The organism is Aquamicrobium sp. (assembly GCF_023954335.1).
Classification (GTDB): Bacteria; Pseudomonadota; Alphaproteobacteria; order Rhizobiales; family Rhizobiaceae; genus Aerobium.
Window position 1 is genome coordinate 499,069 of sequence record NZ_JAMLIE010000001.1, and the last position, 24,116, is coordinate 523,184.

The following is a 24,116-nucleotide window of genomic DNA, read 5'->3' on the forward strand; positions in this document are numbered from 1 at the left end:
CAGCGATCCGGAGAAAAAAGGGGAATCCTGATGAAAACGACATCGAGACTGATGCTTGGCGCGGCGTTCCTCGCCGCTTCGTTCGCGGGCGGCGCTTCGACCGCTTCCGCCGAGGAGATCCGCATCGCGGTGGGCTGCCCGGCGGTGCCGGTCTGCGCCGACTGGGTGTTCGCCGAGGACCTCGCGGCGAAGCTGAAGGAGCAGGGGCTGGAAGCCTCCGTCCATGTCGGCGGCGCGCTCGGCAAGGACCCCGAGCTCGTCGACCAGCTGGCGCAGGGGCTGCTCCAGTTCGGCGTCACCAATTTCGTGATGATCAACGAGATCGACCCGCGCGTGCAGGGCTTCATCGCGCCCTACATGTTCGACGACATGGCGCACATGTTCCGCGCCCTCGACGAGACCGACCTTCTCGCCTCGATCGACGAGAACATGCGCAAGCAGGGCGTGCGCATCGCCGCGCTGACCGGGCTCGGCGGCACGGTCGGCATCTTCAACTCCAAGAAGACGATCAACTCGCTGGCCGACCTCGAAGGCATGCGCATCCGCGCCATCGACGCCACCCAGACCAAGCTGATCGAGGAATGGGGGGCGTCGTCGGTGGTCATCGACATGCCGGAATTCATGACCGGGCTTCAGCAGGGCATGGTCGACGGCTACGTCAACCCGCCGGTGGTGGCGCTGATCTTCCAGCACACCGACTACCTGAAGTTCTACACCGATGCCGGCTCCGGCACGCCGTTCCGCTCGGCCCTGATGTCGAACGACTGGTACGAGGGCCTCTCCGACGAGGACCGCGCCAAGGTCGACGCCGCCATCGACACGGCCAAGCAGAACAACCGCGCCTGGACCGAGGCCGCCGCGCAGAAGGAGCTGGAGCAGCTTCGCGAGCGCGGCGTCGAGGTGACGGCGCTGACGCCGGAGGCGCGCGCCGAGTTCGTCGAGCGCTCCAAGAAGGCGTGGCCGAGCCTGATGCCGGCCGAGGCGATCGACGCCTTCCTCGCCGCCGCCGAGCAGACGCGGCGATGACACGGGCGGGCCATGCCGTGGCGACGCTGAGCAATGGGCTGGACCGCGTCTGCCTGCTGCTCGCCAAGGCGGCGCTCGTCGGCATGGTCTGCGTCATCATGCTCCAGGTCGTCTCGCGCTACGGCCTGCGCCAGCCGCCGGCCTGGACCGAGGAGCTCGCCCGCTACCTGATGGTCTGGGGCGGGCTGCTCGGGGCGACGGCGGCTTTCCGCCGCGCCGCCGACCCGGCCATCGTGCGCATCGACGAGCGCGCCGCCGGCACGCGGCCGTGCCTCGCGCGGCTGGCGGTGGCGCTGACGGCGGTCGTCTTCGTCGGGCCGATCCTCTATTTCTCCTTCGTCGGGCCGAATTTCGATCTCTCGCGCGGCTTCGTCATGCGCATGGCCGCGCGCACCTCGCCGGGACTCGGCGTCAATCTCGGCTTCATCGCCGCCGCCATCCCCACCGTCTGCGCCATCCTCCTGATCCATGCCGCGGCGCGGGTTCTCGACGGCCCCCTGGCGCGGCCGGACCAGGAGCAGGCCGGATGAGCGCGGGCGACGAACGAGCCGATGTGATCGTCATCGGCGCCGGCATCGCCGGGGCCTCCGTCGCGGCGGAACTGGCGGGAGCCTGCCGCGTCGTCCTCCTCGAGCGCGAGGCCCAGCCCGGCTACCACACCACCGGCCGCTCGGCCGCGCTCTATTCGCCGACCTACGGCCCCGCGCCGATCCGGGCGCTGACGCGCGCCTCGGCCGGCTTCTTCGACGCGCCGCCGCCGGGCTTCGCCGCCGCCCCGCTGCTTCGCCCGCGCAAGGTGCTGACCGTGGCGAGCGCCGAGCGCGTCGATGCGCTCGCCGCGAGCTTCAGGGAATTGAGCGCCCGCGCCGATGTCGAGATGCTGTCCGGCGAAGCGGCGCGCGCAATGATGCCGCTGCTGCGGCCCGAGCATTCGGCCGCCGCCATGATGGAGAATGACGGGGCCGACATCGACGTTCACGCGCTGCATCACGGCTATCTGCGCCGGATGAAGGAAAAGGGCGGCCGGCTCGTCGCCCCGGCCGGGGTGCGGGCGCTGGCGCGCGAGCGCGACGGCTGGCGGGTGGAGACGCAAGGCGGCGTCTGGCGCGCGCCGGTCGTCGTCAATGCCGCCGGCGCGTGGGCCGACGAGGTCGCCGCCCTTGCCGGCGTCGCGGAAATCGGCCTGACGCCGAAGCGGCGCACGGCGATGATGATCGACGGGCCGGGCGGCCGCGTCGACGATGGCTGGCCGATGGTCGTCGATGTCGACGAGGCGTTCTACCTGAAGCCGGATGCCGGGCGTCTGCTCGTCTCGCCGGCCGACGAGACGCCGAGCCCGCCCTGCGACGCGCAGCCGGAGGAGATCGACGTCGCCATCTGCATCGACCGCATCGAGCACGCGTTCGAGATCGAGGTGAAGCGCGTGCTGAACAAATGGGCCGGCCTGCGCAGCTTCGTCGCCGACAAGGCCCCGGTCGTCGGCTTCGCGCCCGGCGCCGGCGGCTTCTTCTGGCTGGCGGGGCAGGGCGGCTATGGCATCCAGTCCGCTCCGGCCGTGTCGCGGCTGGCGGCGGCGCTCGTCCTCGGCCGGCCGGTGCCTGACGACATCGCCGCCGAGGGCCTCGACCTTGCTTCCGTCTCGCCCGCCCGCGCCGGCCTTTCCCCGGAGAATCCGCGATGAAGCTGTTCATGGCCGGTCTCGCCACCGAGACCAACTCGTTCTCGCCGCTGCCGACCGGCATGCTGAGCTTCGAGGAAGGCGGCATCGACCACGGCGACACGACGACGAAGCCGCTGCAATACTGGACCGCGCCGCTGCACATCTGGCGCAAGGCCGCCGAGGAACGCGGCTGGGCGGTGGCGGAAGGGCTGATGGCGGTCGCCCAGCCGGCCGGCCCGACCGTGCGCGCGACCTACGAGGCGCTGCGCGACGAAATCCTCGACGGCCTGCGCGCGGCGATGCCGGTCGACATCGTGCTCCTGGCGCTGCACGGCGCGATGATCGCCGACGGCTACGACGATTGCGAGGGCGACCTGATCGCCCGCTGCCGCGAGATCGCCGGCGACAGGGCCGTCATCGGCGGCCTGCTCGACCCGCATTCGCACCTGACCGAGGCGATGCTGGACAGGGCGAGCCTCCTCGTTCCCTACAAGGAATACCCGCATGTCGACGTGCCGGACCGCGCCCGCGACCTGTTCCGGCTGGCGGCGGAGACGGCGCAAGGCAGCATCAGGCCGGTGATGCGCGACCACGACTGCCGCATCGTCTGCGCCATGCACACGCCCTACGAGCCGATGCGCGGCTTCGTCGACGCGATGAGCGCGCGCGAGGGCCGGGACGGCGTGCTGTCCGCCTCGCTGATCCACGGCTTCCCATGGGGCGACCATCCGCGCTGCGGCGCGCGCAGCCTCGTCATCTGCGACGGCGACGCGGCGAAGGCCGAACGGATCGCAGCCGAGCTGGCGGAGCAGCTTTTCGCCATCCGCCACGGCCTCAACCGGCCGCATCCCGACATCGACGCCGCGCTCGACCGGGCGCTGGCCAGCCCGGCCGGGCCGGTGGTGCTCGCCGATGTCGCCGACAATGCCGGCGGCGGCGCGCCGGGCGACGCCACCTTCCTGCTCGACGCGATCCTGAAGCGCGGCATCGACCGCGCCGTCGTCGGCATCATCTGGGACCCGATGGCGATGCGCATCTGCCGCGAGGCGGGCGAGGGCGCGAGGCTGAACTTGAGGCTCGGCGGCAAGCATGGGCCGATGTCGGGCGACCCGCTCGACCTCGACGTGGCCGTCCGGCGGCTGGCGAGCGACCTGACCCAGCGCTTCGGCGAGCTGCCGATCCCGCTCGGCCACATGGCGTGGCTCGAATGCGGCGGCGTCGACATCGTCGTCAACGACCTGCGCACCCAGACCTTCCATCCGGAAGCCTATACCGGACTCGGCATCGACCTTGCCGCGCGCCGGCTGGTCTGCGTGAAGTCCTCGCAGCATTTCCATGCCGGCTTCGCGCCCATCGCCGCCGAGGTGATCCACGTCGCCACGCCCGGCTCGATCACGCCCGACTACGCCAACATCCCCTATCGCAACCGCGCGCCTGACTACTGGCCGAAAGTGGAAGACCCGTTCGCATGACCCCCGTTCGCATGAGCAATGCCCTGATCGCATCGAGAGACCGCTTCGCGGCGGACAACCCGGAAGAGCGCGTCGTCCTCAACGGCCGCGAATGGGGCGTGGTCGACACCGGCGGCGCGGGGCCGGCTCTGCTGCTCATCCCCGGCACGCTCGGGCGCGGCGACATCTTCTGGCAGCAGATCGAGGCGCTGCGCGCCCGCGCCCGCATCCTCGCCGTCACCTATCCGGCCACCGGCGGCGTCGCGGAGTGGGCCGACGATCTGGCGCTGCTCATGGACCAGCGCGGCATCGGCAGGGCGACGGTGCTCGGCTCCTCGCTCGGCGGCTATCTGGCGCAGTACATGGCGGCGGTCCATGCCCAGCGGGTGGAGCGGCTGATCGCGGCCAACACGCTGTGCTCGGTGGCGCTGGTCCGCCAGGTGCCGCCCTACAGCTCGGACCTCGACGCCGGCCCGATCGGCGAGCTGCGCGACGGCTTCGGCAAGGGCCTCAACGCGTGGGCAGCGACCCATCCCGAGCAGGCCGACCTCGTCGCGCTGCTCTTGGCCGAGGTCGGCGGCCGCATCCCCGAGCCGGAGCTGCGCACCCGCCTCAACGGCATCAAGCGCGCGCCGGACCTTCCCGCCGTCGCCCTGCCGGCCGAGCGTATCGTCACCGTCGAGGCGCAGGACGACCCGCTGATCCCGCCCTTCATGCGCGAGGAGGTGCGGGCGAAGCTGAAGCCGTCCGTCGCCTACCGCTTCGAGACCGGCGGCCACTTCCCCTACGCCGCGCGGCCGGCGCTCTACACCGCGATGTTGGAAGAACAGCTCGGCCTCGTCCCCGCCGGCACGAGCGAATGGGGCGGCGGCGAGGTGCGCGCGCGATGATCGTTCTTTCCCGTGAGGACGTCGCGGCGCTGCTGCCGCCGCAAACCGCGATCGAGGTCGTGGCCGCGGCGATGGAAGCGGTGTCGCGCGGCGAGGCCGAGCTGCCGCTGCGCTCCATCGTCGATGTCGGCGGCCCGAACAAGATGGGCATCATGCCCGGCCGCATGCGCAGCCCGCCCTGCCACGGCATCAAGCTGGTCAGCCTCTATCCCGGCAATGTCGCGGCCGGCTACTCCTCGCATCAGGGCGCGGTGGTGCTGTTCGAGCCCGAGCACGGCACGGCCATCGCATTGATGGACGGCGGCCCGCTGACCGCGCGGCGCACGGCAGCGGCCTCCGCCGTCGCCACCCGGGCGCTGGCCCGCGCCGACGCCGCCGTGCTGGCGATGATCGGCGCCGGCGAGCAGGCGCGCTACCATCTCGACGCACTGATGACGGTGCGGCCGATCCGCGAATTGCGCATCGCCAGCCGGACGGAAAAATCCGCGCTCGCCTATGCCCGGCACGCGCGGGACCGTTACCCGGACCTCGCCGTCACCCTCGCCGGCACCGATGCCGAGGCGGCGTTGCGGGGGGCCGACATCGTCTGCACCGTCACCAACTCGCCGGTGCCGGTGCTGCGCGGGGAATGGATCGCGCCGGGAACGCATCTCAACGTCGTCGGCGCCTCGATCCCCTCGAAGCGCGAGATCGACGACGCCGCGGTGCTCGCCGCGCGCGTCTTCGTCGACTACCGACCCTCGACCTTCGCCCAGGCCGGCGAGATCGTCGACATGATCGCGGCGGGCCGCATCGGACGCGAGCATGTCGTTGCCGAGATCGGGGAGGTGCTCGGCGGGACCAGCCCGGGGCGGCGCGACGATGGCGAGATCACGCTCTACCGCTCGCTCGGAATCGCGGCGCAGGACCTCGCCTGCGCCCATCATTGCTGGGCCGCGGCGCGGGATGCCGGGCGGGGGGTCGAGGCTCCGCTCTGATCGGGCTTGCCTTCGCCGGCTGGAAGACGCCATTCTTTCTCCGCGATCTTCGGCCTAATGACAGGCTGGGCTGGGAGACAAGAGCGTGCGCCGGTTTCGATGGGTTGTGCTGATCGCGTGTCTGGCCGCCGCGCCGCACGCGGCCATGGCGGAAAAGCGCGTCGCGCTGGTCTTCGCCGCGCAGGACTATGAGACGATCCGCCCGCTCGCCAACCCGCGCAACGACGCGCGGCTGATCGAGCGGGCGCTGGAGAAGCTCGGCTTCGAGGTATCGAGCGAATCCGACCGGGACTTGAGGCGCATGCGCCGGGCGCTGGAGAATTTCGTCGACGACGCGGAAGGCGCGGATGTCGCCTTCGTCTATTTCGCCGGCCACGGCGTCGAGATCGGCGGCCACAACCATCTCCTGCCGGTCGATGCCGATGCGACCTCCCTCGACCGGCTGAAGGAAACCTCCCTGCCGCTGGAAGAGGTCCGCGCTGCCGTCGCTGCGGCGGCGCGCTCGGTGCTGATCGTGCTCGACGCCTGCCGTAACGACCCGTTCGGCGCCGCAAGTCTCGCGCCGGACGGCCGCGGGGCCGTCTCCCTCGCGCCCGATGTGGAAAAGAGCGCGCGGCCGGGCCTCGGCCGGGTCGGCCGGGCGGAGAACACGCTGTTCGCCTTCTCGGCCGCGCCGGGCGAGACCGCCGCCGACGGGGCCGGCGAGAATTCGCCCTTCGCCGCCGCGCTCGCCGGCTTCCTCGACACGGACGGGCTGGAAATCCGCTCGGTGCTGACCCTCGTCCAGCAGCAGGTCTATGACGAGACCGGCGGCCGGCAGCTGCCCTATGTCGAGAGCGGCCTGCCCAGCCTGTTCTTCGCCAGCCGCAGCGGCGACCTTCCCGAGCGCGAGGCGCTGCTCCTGGCGATGGCCGACATCACCGCCGGCATGCGTGCCGAGGTCGAGATGATAGCGGCGGCGGGCGACATGCCGCTGGCGCCCCTCTACGGCGCGCTGATCTCCGCAGACCTGAAGGCCCTGTCGGCGCAGGACCGCACCGCGAAGCTGGAGGAGGCCGCTGCCGCCTACGGCAAGGCGCGGGCCGACCTGCGGACCCTTTCGGCCTCCGACCCCGAGGTCGCCCGTCTTCGCAGCGAGGCCGAGGCGCAGATGGGCCTCGGCGCATTCGACAGGGCGCGGGCGATTTTGGCCGAGGCCGTGTCCATCGACGCGGAGTCGGCCGACGCGCTGGCGGAAAAGCTGGTGTCGCGGCGCGTTTCCGAGGCGGCCTCGCTGAAAGCGGCGGCCGGCGTCTCTCTCGCCCAGTTGGACTATGCCGCCGCCCTTGACGCCTATGAGAAGGCGGCAGGGCTGCACCTCAAGATCGAGAACGAAGCGGTGCCGGACGCCGACCGCCGGGCGCGCACCTGGCTGCTCGCCGATCTCGGCGACCTTCAGGCCCAGCTCGGCTCGACCACCGCGGCGCTCGACGCCTACCGGCGGATGGAGGCGTCGGCCCGGCTGCGCATGACCCAGGGAGAAGGCGGCGACGACGCCATCCGCGACCTCGGCCTCGCCATGCTGCGCGTCAGCGACGTGCTGCGCACCCAAGGCGACATCGCCGGGGCCGAGGCGCTGCTCGATGAGAACCTGAAGATGCGCGGCGCGCAGCGCGCCCGCATGGAGGGCAATGCCGACTGGTTGACCTCGGTCTCCAACATAACCGAGCGCATCGGCGACATCCGCCGCCAGCGGCAGGATCTCGACGGCGCGCTGAGCTACTACGACGCGACCCTGTCCTTCCGCGAGTGGCTGGTCGAGCACTATGCCGACCGGCCGGAAAACCGCGACGGGCTGCTGTCCATCCTCGGGCGCATCGGCTCGGTCCGCTACGACAAGGCGGATTTCGCCGGGGCGGCGGCGATCTGGGCGAGGCGGCTCGATGAAGCGCGCCGCTTTGCGGCCGATTTCCCCGGCGAGGTGCCGGCCAGCATCCGCCTGTTCGACGCGCTTCTGTCCGTCGGCGACGCGGCGCTTGCCGAGGGCGACGGGGACCGCGCGCTCGCCGCCTACGACGAGGCCGCGGCGGGCGCCCGCGCCCTGATCGCGCGCGACGGGCGGCAGGTGCGGCTGCATTACGCGCTGGCGCAGAGCCTGAAGGGCGCGGGCTGGGCGCATCTGGCGCGCCGCGACAGGCCGGCCGCCTATGCCGCCTTCGACGAGGCGCGCGCCGTCATGGACGGGCTGACCGCGCAGGACCCGCGCAACGTCCAGTGGCGGCTCTACCGCGCCCGCATCATGAGCGACATCGGCACCGCCCGCTACCAGGCGGGCGAGTACGACAAGGCCATCGCGGTGCTGGAGCGCAGCGTCGAGGATCTCGGCGCGCTGGCCGCCGGCCCCGCCGCCGACCGCGACATCCGCCTCGCCCTGATGCGGGCCCTGCTCGACCTCGGGCGCAGCCGGCGGCTGATCGACGACAACGCGAAGGCCCGCGACGCCTATGCCGGCGCGGCCGGGATCGGCCGGCAGCTCGACCTCGTCAATTCGCAGGACAGCGCCCTGCGCGCCAATTTCGAGGCGGCGCTCTACAATCTCGGCGTGCTGTGCGAGATGCTGGGGGGCAGGGAAGAGGCCGCCGCGGCGTTCTCCGAGCTCGCTGCGCTGGTGCGGGACAGAGACGCCCGGCAGCCCGGGCCGGACACCAGACGGCGGCTCCTCGACCTCACCGTCAAGATCGCGCGCCTGTCGGCCGACCCGCGGCCGCACTACGAGGCGGCGCTGGAGCTTGCCGAGAGGCTGGAGGCGGCGTCCGAGCTCGGCGAGTACGACGCGACGCCCGCCCAGCTGCGCGAGCAGCTGGCGCGGCTGCCCTGATTAGGCGTTAGTGGCCGAGGATCTGCTGGAGGAACCGCTGGGTGCGCTCGCTCTTCGGGTTCTCGAAGAACGTCGCCGGCGGCGCTTCCTCGATCACCTCGCCGCCGTCCATGAAGATCACCCTGTCGGCGACCTTGCGGGCGAAGCCCATCTCGTGCGTGACGCAGATCATCGTCATGCCGTCCTCGGCCAGCTTGATCATCACGTCGAGCACTTCCGAGATCATCTCGGGGTCGAGGGCCGAGGTCGGCTCGTCGAACAGCATCAGCTCGGGCTTCATGCACAGCGCGCGGGCGATGGCGACGCGCTGCTGCTGGCCGCCCGACATCTCGGCCGGGTACTTGTGCGCGTGGTCGGGGATCTTGACCCGCTCCAGATAGGTCATGGCGATGTCCTCGGCCTCGCGGCGCGAGACCTTGCGCACCAGCATCGGCGCCAGCGTGCAGTTCTCCAGCACCGTCATGTGCGGGAACAGGTTGAAGCTCTGGAACACCATGCCGACCTCGCGCCGGATCGTGTCGACGTTGCGGGCCGAGTCGTTCATCTCGATGCCGAGGACGCGGATCGTCCCGTCGTGATGGCTTTCGAGATGGTTGATGCAGCGGATCAGCGTCGACTTGCCGGAGCCGGAGGGCCCGCATATGACGATGCGCTCGCCGCGATTGACGGTGAGGTCGACCTTGTTCAGCGCGCAGAACTGCCCGTAATACTTGACCAGCTCCTTGATCTCGACGACCGGCTCGCGAGCTTCGCTCATGGCGTCCATTCCTTATATCTTGCCTACGCGCATGTTGCGCTCGAGATACGCGCCGTATCTCGACAACGAGAAGATGAAGACGAAGTAGAGGATGGCGACGAACACGTAGACCTCGACATAGGCGAAGCGCCATTCGCCGGTGCCGTAGGCGGCGTTGGCCGACGCCATCAGCTCGAAGAAGCCGACGATCACCACCAGCGACGTTTCCTTGAAGGCGATGACGATCTGGCTGATCGTCGGCGGCAGCGCGTAGCGGAACGCCTGCGGCATCAGGATGTAGCCGACATGGTGCCTGTAGCTGAGGCCGAGCGCCGTCGCGGCCTCCTCCTGCCCGCGCCCGACAGCCTGCATGCCGCTCCTGATCACCTCGGCCTGATAGGCGGCGAAGAAGATCGCGCAGCCGGCGATGACGCGGTAGAGCTTGTCGCCGCTCATGCCCTGCGGCACGAGGAAGGGGACGATGACGGCGGCGGTGAACAGGATGGACAGGAGCGGCAGCGAGCGCACGGAATCGATGACCAGCGCCGCGGCCGACGAGATCACCGGCATCGACGACCGGCGCAGCAGGGCGAGCATGATCGCCATCGGCATGCCGAGGAGCACGGTGGCGACGAAGATGAAGATCGTCAGCGAAAGGCCGCCCCAGCTCGCCTCCGGCACCACGGAAAGGCCGAACACCCCGCCGCGCATCAGCCCGTAGAAGATCGCGAAGCCGACCAGCCACAGCCCGGCGAGCCGCCGCGCGGTCCAGAACACCGGCAGGCAGGACAAGATCGAGACGATGACGATGGCGATGCCGCCCAGCACCGAGCGCCACTGCTCGTCATAGGGGTAGAGACCGAAGAGGATGACCCGCCAGCGCGCCTCGATCACGGCCCAGCAGGCGCCGGTCGCGCCGCGGCAGGCCTCGGCGCCGGTGTCCGAGGTCCACACGGCGTTGACGACGCCCCATGAGAACAGCCCCCAGGCGATCCACGCGATCAGGGCAATGCCGGCGAGCGAGATCGCCACGTTCAGCAGCGAGGCGAGGGGCCGGTCGCGCAGCCGGTTGATGAAGCGCCGTCCGAAGGCCTGTTCCACGATCGTCGTCATGACCCGGCCCGCGCCCCCGGCAGGGCGATCGCCCTGTTGATCCTGTTGAACACCTGCGCCAGCGTGTAGTTGATGGCGAGGAAGCCGGCCATGAGGATGCCGATCAGCTCGATCGTGTGTCCGCTCTGGGTGATCGACACCGCCACCACCATGAAGAAGTCGCTGAAGCCGACGGCGATGCCCAGCGTCGTCGCCTTGATCAGCCAGATATACTGGTTGGTCAGCGACGGCAGGATCATGCGGAAGGCGAGCGCCATGCGGATGCGGGTGAAGATCTGCCACGGGCTGAGGCCGAGCGCGGTGGCGGCCTCGATCTGGCCCTTGCCGACCGAGATCAGTCCCGCGCGCACGATCTCGGAAATGTAGGCCGCGCCGTAGATGGTGATGGCGGTTATCATCGTGCTGACCTCGGGGCCGATCTGGATGCCGCCGGAGAAGTTCAGCCCGCGGCGGGCCGGGATGCTGATGAGGTCCGTGTCCGGCTTGCGCCCGAGATAGAGCAGGATGAGCGCCGCGATGACGGTGACGGCGAGGACGCCGAGCGCCAGCCTGGTGCGCGCCTTGGGCTCGATCCGCTTGAAGCGGCGGGCGTTGTAGATCCAGATCAGCACGCCGGCGCCGGCGAGCACGGCGGCCAGCGCCCAGAACGCCATGCCCAGCGTCACGTTGAGGCCGGGCACGAAGATGCCGCGCGCGGAGAGGAAGACCATGTCGCCGTAGGAGATGGCGTTGCGCGGGTTCGGCAGGTTGGTGAACACCGCGAACCAGAAGAACACCTGCAACAGGATCGGTATGTTGCGGAACGTCTCGACGAACATCAGGCCGATGAAGTTGAACACCCTGTTCGTCACCGTGCGCGCGATGGCGACGAGGACGCCGAGCAGGGTGGCGAACGTCAGCGAGATCGCGCCGAGCCACAGCGTGTTCATCAGGCCGATGACCAGCACCTTCCAGTACGGGTCGGTCGTGGAATAGGGGATGAGCGAGTAGTTCACGCTCCAGCCGGTGGAGCGGTTCAGGAAGCCGAACCCGAAGGTCACGCCCTGCGCCTGCAGGTTGCTGCGGGTGAAATCGACCACGAGCCAGACCAGGAACACCACGGCGGCGATGAAGAGCGCCTGGATCAGCCATGAGGCCTTCGAGCCTCGCAGGGTGGGTGCGCGCATACGGCTTTCCAAGGTTTCCGGGCCAGGATTTCCGGGCAGGGAGGACCGGTGCCGCGAGCGCGGCACCGGCCAGCGATCGTCAGTCGAGGATCAAGTGGTAGAACACGCCGCCGTCCCGGAACAGCGCGTTCATGCCGCGATCGATCTTGTAGGGCGACCCGGTGCCGAGGTTGCGGTCCCAGACCTGGGAGGTGTTGCCGAGCTTCTTGATGACGTTGTAGCCCCAGTTGTCATCGAGGCCGAGCTGGGTGCCGATGCCGGGCGTGGCGCCGAGCAGCTTGGCCACCGCCGGGCTCGGCGGATTGGCGCGCACCTCGTCGACGTTCTCGCTGGTCACGCCGTTGGCCTCGGCGATGAGCAGGGCGTTGATCACCCAGTTGCCGATGTCGATCCAGTTGTCGTCGCCCTGCCGCGCGATCATGCCGATGGGCTCGGCCGAGATCACCTCGTCGAGGAAGACGTGGTCGTCGGGATTGTCGGCCTTCAGGCGAACGGTGCCGAGGACCACGTCCCACTGGAAGTAGCCGTCGCAGCGGCCGGACAGATAGGCGGCGTCCAGCTCCTCGGTGCGCTCGATGGCGACGATCTCGGCGCTGAGGCCGGTGCGCTCGAGATACTCGGCGAGGTAGCGCTCGTTCGACGTGCCGGCCGGCGTGCAGATCGAGCCGCCCTCGAGGCCGGAGATGGCGTCGATGTCGCTCTCGGCATGCACCATCATGCGCATCGGCGCGAGCAGGTAAGGCTGGGTGTATTGCAGGTTCAGGTCGGTGTCGCGGCCGAACGTCCAGCCGCTGGCCTTGATGACGATGTCGAGATCGCCGGACTGGAGCGACGGAAAGCGCTGCGCCCAGCCGACCGGCACCACCTCGAGATGGCCCTCATGATCGCCGAAGATGGCGGTCGCCATCGCGCGGCACAGGTCGATGTCGTATCCCGTCCATACGCCGCGGTCGTCGATCTCCGCGAAGCCGAGATACGAACCGTTGTGGCCGCTGCACCGCAGCGTGCCGCGCTCCTTGACCGCCTTGAGCGTATCGCCGAACGCGGCGGCGGCCGGCGCCTGCATCGCCGTCGTGGCCCCTGCCACCACGGCCAGAGCGGTTGCGTACTTAACAATGTTCCTCATAGCGACCTTCCCCTTGATATTGTGGAAGAGCATGCCGTTCCCGAACGGCCCACTCATTTAATATGATATAACACATATCATTCTTCAGCAATCGGTTATTCGCTTGCGCGGCGATCGCCTTCCCCAGCGGCATAAGGGTTTGGAAACGCTGGATTCGGGCCGAAAGAAAACGGCCGCTCTCACGAATGTGAAGCGGCCGCGCGCGATGGTCGTCCCGGTTCGCTCCGGCATGTCGGGGGTGCCGTGCCGGGCTCTTTCCATGTCAGCTCCCGTCGTCGTCGGGATGGCCGAGCTCGCAGAACCAGCCGCCCAGATAGCGGGTGGCCGGCGATTTCGGGTCCGGCACCGGCGTCGCCGCCTCGACCTTGTCGCGGAACGGCTCGCTGCTGTCGCGCGGGATGAACCCGAGATGCGCCGCGCCGGTGTTGTCGACCGTCTTGACCTTGTTGTCCGACATGCCGAAGGAGATCGTGTGCCCGACGCGCGGCGCGGTGAGCGCGGCCTCGACGAGCCGCACGCAGTCGGCGAACGACAGGTAGGACCACAGCATGCGCCGGTCCGCCGGCTCGGGGAAGGACGAGAAGATGCGCAGGCACACGCTCTCGATGCCGAACTTGTCCCAATAGAGCCGGCTCAGGCTCTCGACGAAGGTCTTCGACACGCCGTAAAGGCTGTCGGGACGGACGGGAGCGTCGACGCCGATCTGCGCCTCGACCTCGTGATAGCCGATGGCATGGACCGACGAGGCGTAGACGACGCGCCGGGCGCCGTGTTTCCGCGCGCCTTCGTAGATGTGGTAGGAGCCGCGGATGCTGGCGTCGAGGATCGTCTGCCACGGCGATTCCACCGCCGCGCCGCCGAAATGGACGATGGCGTCGCAATCGCGCGTCGCCGCGATGGCGGCGTCCATGTCGGCGAGGTCGAAGATCGCCTCTTCCTCGTTCGCGGCGAGGTCGCCCACCGGCTTCACGTCCGCCAGCCTGATCGTCGTGGCGAGGGGCGCGAGCCCGCGCCTCAGCTGCGTGCCCAGCCGGCCCGCGGCGCCGGTGAGGAGGATGCGGTTGTAAAGCGGCATGGCGTCTACTCCAGTGCGCCGACGGCGGCGTCGATGCGGGCGAGGGCCTCGGTCAGCGTTTCCTCGCCGGTGGCGGTCGAGATGCGGAAATAGGGCGAAAGGCCGTAGGCGACGCCGGGCACGGACGAGACCCGGCCGTGCTTCAGGAGATAGTCCGCCACCGCCGCGTCGTCGGCGAGCACTGTCCCTTGCGGCGTCTTGCGGCCGATCAGCGCGCCGCAGCCGATATAGGCGTAGAATGCGCCGTCCGGCGCCGGCAGGCTGAGCCCGCCGATCTTCGCCACGCCGGCGACGACGAGGTCGCGCCGCGCCTCGAAGGCGGCGCGAAAGCGCGCGACATGATCCTGCGGCCCTTCGAGCGCCGCGAGCGCGGCCGCCTGCGCGATCGAGCAGACCGAGGTCACCGACTGGCTCTGGACGACGTTCATCGCCTTGATGAGCGGCGCGGGACCGGCGGCATAGCCGACGCGCCAGCCGGTCATCGCGTAGGATTTCGACACGCCGTTGACCACGAGGCTGCGCTCGACGAGCTCGGGGCAGGCAGCGGCGAAGGAGACGAATTCCCGGCCGTCGAAGAGGATGTGCTCGTAGATCTCGTCCGACAGGACCAGCACCGAGGGGTGGCGCGCCAGCACCGCGCCGAGCGCCTCGAGCTGCGCCCGCGAATAGACCGCGCCGGACGGGTTGCCAGGCATGTTGAGGAACAGCCACTTGGTCCGGGGCGTGATCGCCGCCTCCAGCAATTCGGGCGTCAGGCGAAAGCCCGTCTCGGCCGGGCATTCGACGGTGACGGGCGTGCCGCCGAGCAGCTTCACCATCTCGGGATAGGAGACGAAATAGGGCGCGAGCAGGATAGCCTCGTCGCCCGGCTCCAGCGTCGCCATCAGCGCGTTGAAGATGATCTGCTTGGCGCCGTTGGCGACGGTGACGTCGTCGGGGCCGAAGGACAGCCCGTTCTCGCGCCTGAACTTTTCCGCGATCGCCGCGCGCAGGGCCGGCGTTCCGGCCGGGGCGGTGTAGAGCGTCTCGCCGGCCCGCGCGGCCCTGAAGGCCGCGTCGATGATGTGGTCCGGGGTGGGGAAATCCGGCTCGCCCAGCCCGAGGTCGATGACGTCGACGCCGGTGGCGCGCAGCGCCTTGGCCGCCTGCGAGGCGACCATCGAGGCCGACGGCCTGATCGCCGAGAGCCGTGAGGCAACGTAGCTCATTCCTGCTCCTCCGTCACATAGCCGCGCGACCGGTCGAGCGCGCGCGCCTCGGCGCCGCGCCGCGCGGGATCGCCATAGCCGCCGCCGCCCGGCAGCTCCAGCACCAGCCGGCGGCCGGCGGGAACGTGCTGCCAGCCCTTGGGCCGCATCGCGGTGCCGTCGTCGAGGCGGGCGGAGCCGGCCTTGCCGTCCTCGCCGCCCTCGCGCCCGGCCGGCGGGTGATGGATGCGGTCGAACATCGCCGAGAAGTCGAACTCGTGGCCGTCGAGTGCGGCGATCTCCATGACCTGCCCGAGGCCGCCGCGGAACTCGCCGTCGCCGCCGGAATCCGGCCGCAGCTCCTTGCGCCAGACGACGATCGGCCCGGTATGCTCGGTCGCCTCGATCGGCATGGTCTGGACGCCGGAGGGGAACGCCGTCGCCGACAGCCCATCGAGCGACGGGCGCGCGCCCATGCCGCCCGAGTTGAACATCAGCACCTCCGCCCGCCGGCCCTCGCCGCCGGCCACCGGACGCGCCGAGATGTGGATGTTCCACAGCGCGCCCGCGCCCTCGGCGAGGATGCGGCCGGGCAGAGCCTTGGCCATCGCGCCGAGGATCAGGTCCGGCACCATGTGGCCGATGACGTGGCGCAGCGCCACCGGCGCGGGGCGCGCCGCGTTGAGGATGTTCACCGGCGACGTCACCCTGAACGGCGCCAGCGAGGCGGCGTTGTTGGGGATGTCCGGCGCAATCACGCATTTCAGCGCATAAGAAGCGTAGGCCGTACTGTAGATGATCGGCACGTTGATGCCCCAGCGGCTCATCGGGTCCGAGCCGGTGAAGTCGATGCCGACATGGTCCTCGGCGATGGAGACCGCGACGGCCAGCCTGATCGGGTCGTCGTAGCCGTCGGTGACGATCGCGTTCGACCAGTTCCCGCGCGGCAGCTCCGCAATGCGTTGCAGCATCGCCGCGCGGGTGCGCGAGAAGATGAAGCGCGAGAGGTCGTCGAGCGTCGGCAGGCCGGCCTCGCGCATCATCTCGACCAGCCGGCGGTGGCCGACGTCGTTGCAGGCGGCGAGCGAATAGAAATCGCCGACCACCTGGTTCGGCTCGCGGACATTGGCGTGGAGCAGCCGCACGAGGTGGCGGTTGACGACGCCCTTTTCCGCGAATTTCATGATCGGGATCTGGATGCCTTCCTCGTAGACCGACTTGCCGTCGGCCCCGAAGCCGCGGCCGCCGACATCGACGACATGGGCCGTGCAGGCGAAGAACGCGACGAGCTCGCCGTCCAGGAAGGACGGCGAGACCATGGTGATGTCGTGCAAATGGCCGGTGCCGAGCCAGGGGTCGTTGGTGACGTAGGTGTCGCCCTCGAACATCTCCTCGCGCGGGATCTCGTCCATGAAGTTGCGCACCGCCGCCGCCATGGTGTTGACGTGGCCGGGCGTTCCCGTCACCGCCTGCGCCAGCATCAGCCCGTCGGGGGTGAAGACGCCGGCCGACAGGTCGCCCGCCTCGCGCACCGAGGTCGAGAACGCCGCGCGCAGGAGCGTCATCGCCTGCTCCTCGACCACCGAGATGAGCCGGTTCCACATCACCTGCATGCGGATGTCGCTGAGTTCGCTCATCGCGCGCTTCCCTTCCGTTCGAGGAGGATCGAGCCGTCCGCCTGCACCACGGCGTCGAACAGCGCCGTCAGCAGCGTGGAGGTCTCGGATTCGACGATGATCGCCGGCCCGGCGACATGGTCGCCGGCGCGAAGTGCGGTGCGCTCGATGATTCCCGCGGGGCGCATCGCGCCGCTGCCCGGGTCGAACACGTCGCGCGTCGCCTGCGGCTCGACCTCGCGCGCGGCCGGCGCGAGCGCGTGCCGCTCCGGGGCGGGGCGCTCGTCCTGCGCCTTCACCGACCATGTGACGATCTCGATCTCGAGGCCGGCAAACCCGTCGATGGCGCGCCCGAAGAAGCGGGCGTAGTGCTCGCGGAAGAGCGCGGTGAGACGGTCGGCGTCCGACGCGTCGAACGGCCGGTCGGGCAGCGGCACCGGAATCTCCCAGCCCTGCCCGGCATAGCGCATGAAGGCGGTGATGTCGCGGCGGATCGCCCCGCTCGTCCCCGCTCGCACGAAGCTCTCGGCGGTGCGGGTGAGCTCGCCGAGGAGCGCGTTGACTTCCGTGGCGTCGAAGCGCGACAGCCGCACCAGCCGCGAGGTCAGCGCCTCGTAGCCGAACGGGGCCTTGAGGAAGCCGATGGCCGAGCCGACGCCGGCGCCCTGCGGCACGATGCAGCGGTCGATGCCGAGCTTCTCGCACAGCCGCGCGGCGTGGAGGGGCGCGGCGCCGCCGAAGGCGATCATGACGTTGTCGGCGATGTCGCGCCCGTTCTCGACCGCGTGGACGCGGGCGGCGTTGGCCATGTTCTCGTCGACGACCTCGCAGATGCCGAACGCCGCCGACAGCGTGTCGAGCGACAGGCGCTTGCCGACATCGGCGACGATGGCCGCGTCGGAGGCTCCGGCGTCGAGCCGGATCGCACCGCCGGCGAAATTGTCGGCGTCGAGCTTGCCGAGCGCAAGGTCGGCGTCGGTGATGGTCGGGCGCGCGCCGCCGCGGCCGTAGCAGGCCGGCCCCGGCTCGGAGCCGGCGCTTTCGGGGCCGGTCTGGATGCGGCCCATCGCGTCGACGCGGGCGATCGAGCCGCCGCCGGCGCCGATCTCGATCATCTCGATCACCGGGATCGAGATCGGCATTCCCGAGCCCTTGGCGAAGCGATAGGTGCGGGCGACCTCGAAGGTCCGCGCCGTGCGCGGCTCGAAATCCTCGATCAGGCAGATCTTGGCGGTCGTTCCGCCCATGTCATAGGAGAAGACCGAGCCGAGGCCGAAGCGGCGGGCGATGTCGGCGGCGAAAATCGCGCCGCCGGCCGGCCCCGATTCCACCAGCCGCACCGGGAACAGCGAGGCCGTCTCGACCGAGATCAGGCCGCCGCCGGAATGGATCATGAAGACCGGGCAGGTCGCTCCCATCTCCTTCAGGCTGGCCTGGAGCCGGGTCAGGTACTCGCCGATCTGCGGCCGGACATAGGCATTGGCGCACACGGTATTGAAGCGCTCGAACTCGCGCATCTGCGGCGAGACCTCGGCGCTGATCGAGACCGGCAGATCGAGCCGGCGCTGCAATATCGCGCGCGCCCGCTGCTCGTGCGCCGGGTTGGCGTAGGAATGGATGAAGCCGATGGCGACGGAGCGGAACCCGCCGGCGGCGATGCGCTCGGCGACGCGCTCCAGCGCCGCCTCGTCGAGCGGCTGCAATTCCTGCCCCTCGGCGCCGATGCGCCCGGCGACGGTGAAGCGGTCCTCGCGCGGGATCAGCGGCTCGGGCAGCTTGAGGTCGAGGTCGTACTGCTCGAAGCGGCTTTCCGTCCGCATCTCGATGACGTCGCGAAAACCCTCGGTGGTGACGAAGGCGGTGCGCGCGCCGCGCCGCTCGATCAGCGCATTGGTGGCGAGCGTCGTGCCGTGGATGATCGTCTGCAGCGCCCCCGGCGAGATACCCGCCTCGCGCGTGACGATGCCGATGCCGTCGAGGATCGCCCGTTCCGGCGCGGCGTAGTCGGTCAGCACCTTGGTCGAGAACAGCCGGCCGTCGATGTCGAGGGCGATGTCCGTGAAGGTGCCGCCGATGTCGGCGCCGAGGCGTATGTCTTTCGCTGTGCCGTTCATGCCCTGATCCTTCTGCGCGCCGCCGGCCGAAAGCGGCACCCCCGCGCGACGGCGGGAATGGCCGGCCGAGAGTGACCGGCGATGCGCCGCGGCGGAATCAAGAAATTTTGCCGATTGGAAAGTTTTTCTTTCCTTTCGGCAAGGGCGACCTCACCGCTCGCGCGCCCAGTCCTGCTCGACGAGCCAGCGATGCAGCATCGCCACCGCCTTCACCCTGAGATGCGAGCGCGGCAGGACCACATGAAAGCCCGGCACCTCCTCGGCCCTCATGCCGGTCAGTGCGTCGCGCCCGAACGGCGCGACGAGCGCCCCGGACCGCAGGTCCTCCTCGGCGTCGAAGGTCGACAGAAGGCCGATTCCGATGCCCTGTACGGTGGCGCGGCGCATCGAGGCGGCGTCGTCGAAGCCGATGCTGCGGTTGCCGCCCCCCTTCTCGACCTCAAGGTGGCGCAGGATGTCCGGCCACAGGCGCAGCGACTTCACCGTGTCCAGCAGCGTCGCCTCAGCAAGATCGGCCGGCGAGCGGATCGTCGCCGCGATCTCCGGCGTGCAGCAGATGACCTTGGGATCGGCAACGAGCAGCGACGACTGGTAGCCCGGCCAGCCTCCCTCATAGCCCCACTGGATGGAGAGATCGACCTCGTCGCGCGCGAAGTCGGGCGTGTCGATCATCGTCGTCAGCCGCAGGTCCGCGTCCGGCAGGATGGCGCGGAACAGGGACAGGCGCTGCAGGAGGTGGCGCGTGGCGAAATAGGGGCTGGCGTTGAGGTTGATGCGGGTGCGGGCCGCGGATTTCGTCACCCGCCGCACCCCTTCGGACAGCTCGTGAAAGCCCGCCTTTACGAAATGGGAGAGCAGGATCGCCGGTTCCGTCAGCTCGACCGAGCGGCCGCGGCGCACGAACAGCGTCACCTCGAGCAGCTCCTCGAGCAGCTTCATCTGCTGGCCGACCGCCTGCGGCGTGACCAGCAGCTCCTCGGCCGCGCGCCGGAAGCTGCGATGCTGGGCGACGGCGTGGAACACCCGGAGGGCGTTGAGGGGCGGCAGGCGCAGTTTGTCGCTCATGCCGCACCTCCCCTCCTTCCCGATTGGCCTTGCCGCCCTGCCTCAGGCGTAGATGTAGCCGCCCGATACGATCACGTTCTCGCCGGTCATGTAAGTGTTTTTCGGCCCGCCGGCCATCAGAACCCATTCGGCGATTTCGCGCGGCTCCGCGCCGCGCCCGAGCGGGCTCGCCCTGGCGAGCTCGCCGAGGAAGCCGAGCTCGCGCGCCTTCTCGGTCGCCATGCCCGCCGGCGCGACGGAATTGACGAGAATGCCGTCGGCGGCGACGTGGTGGGCGAAGGAGCGCGTCAGGCTGACCACCGCCGCCTTGGTCGCGGCGTAATGCGCGTTCTGCGGGTGCGCCTTGAAGGCGTCGACGGAGGTGATGTTGACGATGCGGCCGCGTACGTGGTTCGTCGGCTCGAGGCCCTGCATGTGGAGGACGGCTGCCACCATCATGTGATAGGTGCCCTTGATGTTGACGGCGTTGGAGGCGTCCCATTCCGCGTCGGTGATCTCGAGCAGCGGCCGGCGCGGATAGATCGCTACGCAGTTGATCATCGTGTCGACGCGGCCGAGCCCGGCGGCGATCTCGCCGAAGGCGCGATGGGCCTCGGGGCCGACGCTGACATTCGCCGCCGCATGCGCCGTCGCCAGCCCCGCGGCGCGTGCCGGGCCGAGCGCCGCGTCCGCGCCCTTGCCGTCGAGGTCGATGATGCCGATGCCGGCCGCGCCGGCGTCGACCGCCATCTCGGCGAGCAGCGCGCCGAGCCCGGTCGCGCCGCCGGCGATCAGTATGTTGAGACCCTGCATGGACGCCTCCTTACTTTGCGCCGGCCGGAGCGGACGGGCGGGTTGGCACGATGTCGAAACGGGTGACGTCTGCCCAGGCGGGAAGGCCGAGCACCGTGACCAGCACGGCGGCGATGTCCTCCGGCTGCACAGCGGCATCGTCGGCGTACATCTTCGTGCGCGCCGCCTCGTCGATCACGCCCTTGTAGAGCGGGGTCTCGGTGCGGCCGGGCACGATCTCGGTCACCCGCACGCCATGGGGCGCGAGATCGCCGCGCAGCGAGGCGGCGAAGCCGGATATGGCTGCCTTGGTCGCCGAATAGAGCGCCATGTTCGGCACGACGAGATGGCCGGCCGTCGAGCCGGTGAACACCACATGCCCGCTGCCGCGTTCGCGCATCTGCGGCACGATCATCCGCGTCATGAACAGCGTGGCGGTGAGGTTCAGGTCGATGGCGGCGTCGATGGCGGCGACGTCGATGTCGGCGAAATGGCCGAGCGGCGGCATGATGCCGGCATTGTTGACGAGCACGTCGACATGAAGGCCGCGCACCGCCTCCTCGACCGCGGCGCGGTCCTTGACGTCGAGGCGGATCGGCCGGATCGTCGGGTCGAGCGCGCGCAGCTCGTCGAGCGCGTCGCGGTTTCGCCCCACCGCCAGCACCTCGTATCCCGCCCTGGCCAGCGCGATCGCGATCGCCCGGCCGATTCCGCTGGTTGCGCCGGTCACCAATGCCGTCTTTGCCATCACGTGCCTTCCATGGGTTGTCTGCCGGCTCACGCCAGCCGGATCGGGTTGCCGCGCAGATATTGCGCATAGGGCGCCTGGACGAGCCAGCCGGCATCGACCGGCAGGGTGACGCCGGTGATCGACGCGGCGAGGTCCGAGCACAGGAACGCCGCCGCCTCGGCGACGTCAGCGGGCTCGACGAAGCGCCTGAGCGCCGTGGTCTCGACGATGGCGTCCGGGTCGCGCTCGCCGCGGGCGATCTTCTCCTTCAGCCCGTCGGAAAGCGTGTAGCCCGGCGCGACGGCGTTGACCCGCACGCCGCGCGGGCCGAGCTCGGCGGCGAGGATCTCCGTCAGCGCCAGTACGGCGTGCTTGCCGGGCGTGTAGGCGGGCAGCGACAGCGGCGCGAACGAGGCGAGCGAGCCGACATTGAGGATCGCGCCGCGCCCGGCCTCCGCCATCAGCCGGCCGAAGGCCTGGCAGCCGAGCAGCGTGCCGCGATAGTTGATGCGCCACAGCCGCTCGTCCTCGTCGAGCGGCTGATCGAGCACGCGCTTGCCGCTCTGGAGGATGCCGGCGCAGTTGACGGCGACATGCGGCGTGCCGAAGGCGTCGACGGCGCCGGCGGCGAGCGCCTCGACGGAGGCCGGGTCGGCCACGTCGACCGCAGCGAACAGCGCCCGCGCCGCGCCAGCTTCCGCGCAGGCTTGCGCGACGGCTTCGCCCCGCTCGCCGTCGCGCCCGGCGACGAGAACGTTCGCGCCCTCGCGGGCGAAGCGCAGGGCGATCGCCTTTCCGATGCCGGACGTGCCGCCGATGACGACGATGGCGCGCGCTTCCTTCATTCCGTTTACCCTTCTTCGCCGATGCCGAAGAATCGGCACATCGCGCCGACCTGGAAGTCCATCATCGGCCTTCCTTCCTGCACGCGACAACCGATCCGCCGCGCCTCGCGCAGGAGCGCAGTTTCGGCCGGTTCCATGATGATGTCGACCACCGTCATCTCAGGGCGCAGCAGGCCGGCGTCGACCGGCAGCGGATCGCCCGCATGCATGCCGACCGGCGTCGCGTTGATGACCATGTCCATATCCGTCGGGTCGGCCGATCCGGTCTCGACGCGGCAGGCGGGGAAGGCGGCCATGACGAGCGCGGCGAGCCGTCCTGCCCGCGAGGCGTCGACGTCGAACAGGCGGATATGGCGCGCGCCGGCTTCCGCCAGCCCGTAGGCGAGCGCGGTGCCGGCGCCGCCGGCGCCGAGCTGGAGGATGGCGCGGCCCGCGAGCGCGTGGCCGCCCGCCGTGAGCGCGTCGATGAAGCCGACGCCGTCGAAATTGTCGGCATGCCAGCCGCCGCCCTCGGCGCGCCTGATGCAGTTGGTGCTGCGCACCCGCCGCGCCCGCTCGTGCGCTGAGGCGCAGAGTTCGAAGGCCACGGTCTTGAACGGCACGGATATGATCGCACCGCGCACGTTGGTCGCGGCCGTCAGGCCGTCCCATAAGGTGGCGAACGCCTCCGGACGGCAGGTCAGCGGCACCATCAGGCTGTCGAGCCCGCGCCGTTCGAACAGTTCGTTGAAGATGCCGGGGCTTTTCGCATGATCGACGGGATGCGCGATCATCGCGAATATCTCGGCCTTGCCGCTGCCTCGCACTGCCTGCATCCTCCCGGATTGCGCCCCGTTCCCGGCCGGAGCCGCTTGCGCCGCGGTTGCAAAGTTATATGATATTACATTCAGTTCAATACTGGCCGTTCAATACCGGTCTTCAAAGAAGGTCCGCCGCATGGAAGAGCGCCCCAACCTCCTGAAATCCTCGCTCGCGGACGGCAGGCCGAGCATCGGGCTGTGGTGCTCGCTCGCCTCGGCGCTCACCACCGAGGTCGTCGCCGGCTCGGGCGCGGGCTGGCTGCTGGTGGACGGCGAGCACAGCCCGAACGATTTGCGCAGCGTGGTCGCCCAGCTTCAGGTTCTCGGCGGCTTCCCCTGCGAGGGCGTGGTGCGGCTGCCCTCCGACGATCCCGTCGCGATCAAGCGCTACATGGACGCGGGCGCGCGCAGCCTGATGATCCCGAACGTGCGCGATGCGGCGCAGGCGAGGCGCGTCGTCGAGGCGATGACCTACGCGCCCGGCGGTTTTCGCGGCTTCTCGGTCGGCCATCGGGCCAACCAGTTCGGCCGCATCGCCGGCTACCACGCCAATGCCCGCCGCAACCAGTTGCTGGCGGTGCAAATCGAGTGCGCCATCGGCGTCGCCAACGCCGCCGAGATCGCGGCTGTCGAGGGGGTCGATGTCCTCTTCGTCGGACCGGGCGACCTCTCCACCAATCTGGGCTTCATGGGCAATCCGGGCGCGCCGGAGGTGCAGGCGGCGATCGCTACGGTCGGGCGCGCCGCAGCCGCTGCGGGCAAGGCCGGTGGCATCCTCGCGCCGGTCAAGGCGGATGCCGACCGCTATCTCGGCGACGGCTTCACCATGGTCGCGGTCGGCTCCGATCTCGGCCTTCTCGCCAGAGCCTCCGACGCCCTCGTCGCTTCCTTCTCCCGGTAGATCGCGGACA

The 24,116-nt window shown here is 70.0% G+C and carries 21 protein-coding genes; 8 read left to right on the forward strand and 13 right to left on the reverse strand.

The window, feature by feature from the left end:
- Positions 1-30: 30 nt before the first annotated feature.
- The 7 genes from M9945_RS02505 (at position 31) to M9945_RS02535 (ending at position 8,861) form a co-directional block, all read left to right on the forward strand.
- Complete coding sequence (locus M9945_RS02505) at positions 31-1,026, forward strand: TRAP transporter substrate-binding protein (RefSeq protein ID WP_367943260.1); 996 nt, start codon at positions 31-33, stop codon at positions 1,024-1,026.
- Positions 1,023-1,556 (forward strand): TRAP transporter small permease, encoded by a 534-nt coding sequence (locus M9945_RS02510; RefSeq protein WP_367943261.1) that lies wholly within the window; start codon positions 1,023-1,025, stop codon positions 1,554-1,556. The genes M9945_RS02505 and M9945_RS02510 overlap by 4 nt, the downstream gene beginning before the upstream one ends.
- Positions 1,553-2,707 (forward strand): NAD(P)/FAD-dependent oxidoreductase, encoded by a 1,155-nt coding sequence (locus tag M9945_RS02515; protein WP_367943262.1) that lies wholly within the window; start codon positions 1,553-1,555, stop codon positions 2,705-2,707. The genes M9945_RS02510 and M9945_RS02515 overlap by 4 nt, the downstream gene beginning before the upstream one ends.
- Entirely contained in the window at positions 2,704-4,158 is a 1,455-nt protein-coding gene (locus tag M9945_RS02520; RefSeq protein WP_367943263.1) for a M81 family metallopeptidase, read from the forward strand. The genes M9945_RS02515 and M9945_RS02520 overlap by 4 nt, the downstream gene beginning before the upstream one ends.
- Entirely contained in the window at positions 4,155-5,027 is an 873-nt protein-coding gene (locus M9945_RS02525) for an alpha/beta fold hydrolase (protein WP_367943264.1), read from the forward strand. Before M9945_RS02520 ends, M9945_RS02525 begins: the two co-directional genes overlap by 4 nt.
- On the forward strand, positions 5,024-6,004 hold the full coding sequence (locus M9945_RS02530; protein ID WP_367943265.1) for an ornithine cyclodeaminase family protein: 981 nt from the start codon (positions 5,024-5,026) through the stop codon (positions 6,002-6,004). Before M9945_RS02525 ends, M9945_RS02530 begins: the two co-directional genes overlap by 4 nt.
- A gap of 85 nt (positions 6,005-6,089) precedes the next feature.
- Positions 6,090-8,861 carry a caspase family protein gene (locus M9945_RS02535; protein ID WP_367943266.1) on the forward strand — a complete coding sequence of 924 codons (2,772 nt, stop codon included), beginning with the start codon at positions 6,090-6,092 and terminating at the stop codon, positions 8,859-8,861.
- A 7-nt stretch (positions 8,862-8,868) separates the two neighbouring features.
- Here M9945_RS02535 and M9945_RS02540 read toward each other — a convergent pair whose 3' ends face one another.
- From M9945_RS02540 to M9945_RS02600, 13 genes are all read right to left on the reverse strand, one after another.
- A complete protein-coding gene (locus M9945_RS02540) occupies positions 8,869-9,618 on the reverse strand; it encodes an amino acid ABC transporter ATP-binding protein (RefSeq protein WP_367928875.1) in 750 nt (249 codons plus the stop codon).
- A 12-nt stretch (positions 9,619-9,630) separates the two neighbouring features.
- The gene (locus tag M9945_RS02545) at positions 9,631-10,710 is read right to left on the reverse strand and encodes an amino acid ABC transporter permease (protein WP_367943267.1); all 1,080 of its coding nucleotides are present in this window, start codon (positions 10,708-10,710) and stop codon (positions 9,631-9,633) included.
- Entirely contained in the window at positions 10,707-11,876 is a 1,170-nt protein-coding gene (locus tag M9945_RS02550; RefSeq protein WP_367943268.1) for an ABC transporter permease subunit, read from the reverse strand. Before M9945_RS02550 ends, M9945_RS02545 begins: the two co-directional genes overlap by 4 nt.
- Positions 11,877-11,955: 79 nt before the next feature.
- Entirely contained in the window at positions 11,956-13,002 is a 1,047-nt protein-coding gene (locus M9945_RS02555) for a transporter substrate-binding domain-containing protein (protein WP_367928872.1), read from the reverse strand.
- 262 nt (positions 13,003-13,264) lie between these two features.
- The gene (locus tag M9945_RS02560; RefSeq protein ID WP_367943269.1) at positions 13,265-14,077 is read right to left on the reverse strand and encodes an NAD-dependent epimerase/dehydratase family protein; all 813 of its coding nucleotides are present in this window, start codon (positions 14,075-14,077) and stop codon (positions 13,265-13,267) included.
- Positions 14,078-14,082: 5 nt separating this feature from the next.
- A complete protein-coding gene (locus M9945_RS02565) occupies positions 14,083-15,285 on the reverse strand; it encodes a pyridoxal phosphate-dependent aminotransferase (RefSeq protein WP_367943270.1) in 1,203 nt (400 codons plus the stop codon).
- On the reverse strand, positions 15,282-16,901 hold the full coding sequence (locus M9945_RS02570; protein ID WP_367943271.1) for a hydantoinase B/oxoprolinase family protein: 1,620 nt from the start codon (positions 16,899-16,901) through the stop codon (positions 15,282-15,284). Before M9945_RS02570 ends, M9945_RS02565 begins: the two co-directional genes overlap by 4 nt.
- Entirely contained in the window at positions 16,898-18,994 is a 2,097-nt protein-coding gene (locus M9945_RS02575) for a hydantoinase/oxoprolinase family protein (protein WP_367943272.1), read from the reverse strand. The genes M9945_RS02570 and M9945_RS02575 overlap by 4 nt, the downstream gene beginning before the upstream one ends.
- A 150-nt stretch (positions 18,995-19,144) precedes the next feature.
- The gene (locus M9945_RS02580) at positions 19,145-20,059 is read right to left on the reverse strand and encodes a LysR substrate-binding domain-containing protein (RefSeq protein ID WP_367943273.1); all 915 of its coding nucleotides are present in this window, start codon (positions 20,057-20,059) and stop codon (positions 19,145-19,147) included.
- Positions 20,060-20,101: 42 nt separating this feature from the next.
- Positions 20,102-20,851, reverse strand: coding sequence for an SDR family NAD(P)-dependent oxidoreductase (locus M9945_RS02585; RefSeq protein WP_367943274.1), 750 nt, complete (start codon positions 20,849-20,851; stop codon positions 20,102-20,104).
- 10 nt (positions 20,852-20,861) lie between these two features.
- Complete coding sequence (locus M9945_RS02590) at positions 20,862-21,578, reverse strand: SDR family oxidoreductase (protein ID WP_367943275.1); 717 nt, start codon at positions 21,576-21,578, stop codon at positions 20,862-20,864.
- A 29-nt stretch (positions 21,579-21,607) separates the two neighbouring features.
- Positions 21,608-22,405 (reverse strand): SDR family NAD(P)-dependent oxidoreductase, encoded by a 798-nt coding sequence (locus M9945_RS02595; protein WP_367943276.1) that lies wholly within the window; start codon positions 22,403-22,405, stop codon positions 21,608-21,610.
- A 5-nt stretch (positions 22,406-22,410) separates the two neighbouring features.
- Positions 22,411-23,220 (reverse strand): shikimate dehydrogenase, encoded by an 810-nt coding sequence (locus M9945_RS02600; protein ID WP_367943277.1) that lies wholly within the window; start codon positions 23,218-23,220, stop codon positions 22,411-22,413.
- 121 nt (positions 23,221-23,341) lie between these two features.
- Here M9945_RS02600 and M9945_RS02605 point away from each other — a divergent pair, with 121 nt between their 5' ends.
- Positions 23,342-24,106: an HpcH/HpaI aldolase/citrate lyase family protein gene (locus tag M9945_RS02605; protein ID WP_367943278.1), complete on the forward strand. Its 765-nt coding sequence runs from the start codon at positions 23,342-23,344 to the stop codon at positions 24,104-24,106.
- Positions 24,107-24,116 lie beyond the last annotated feature (10 nt).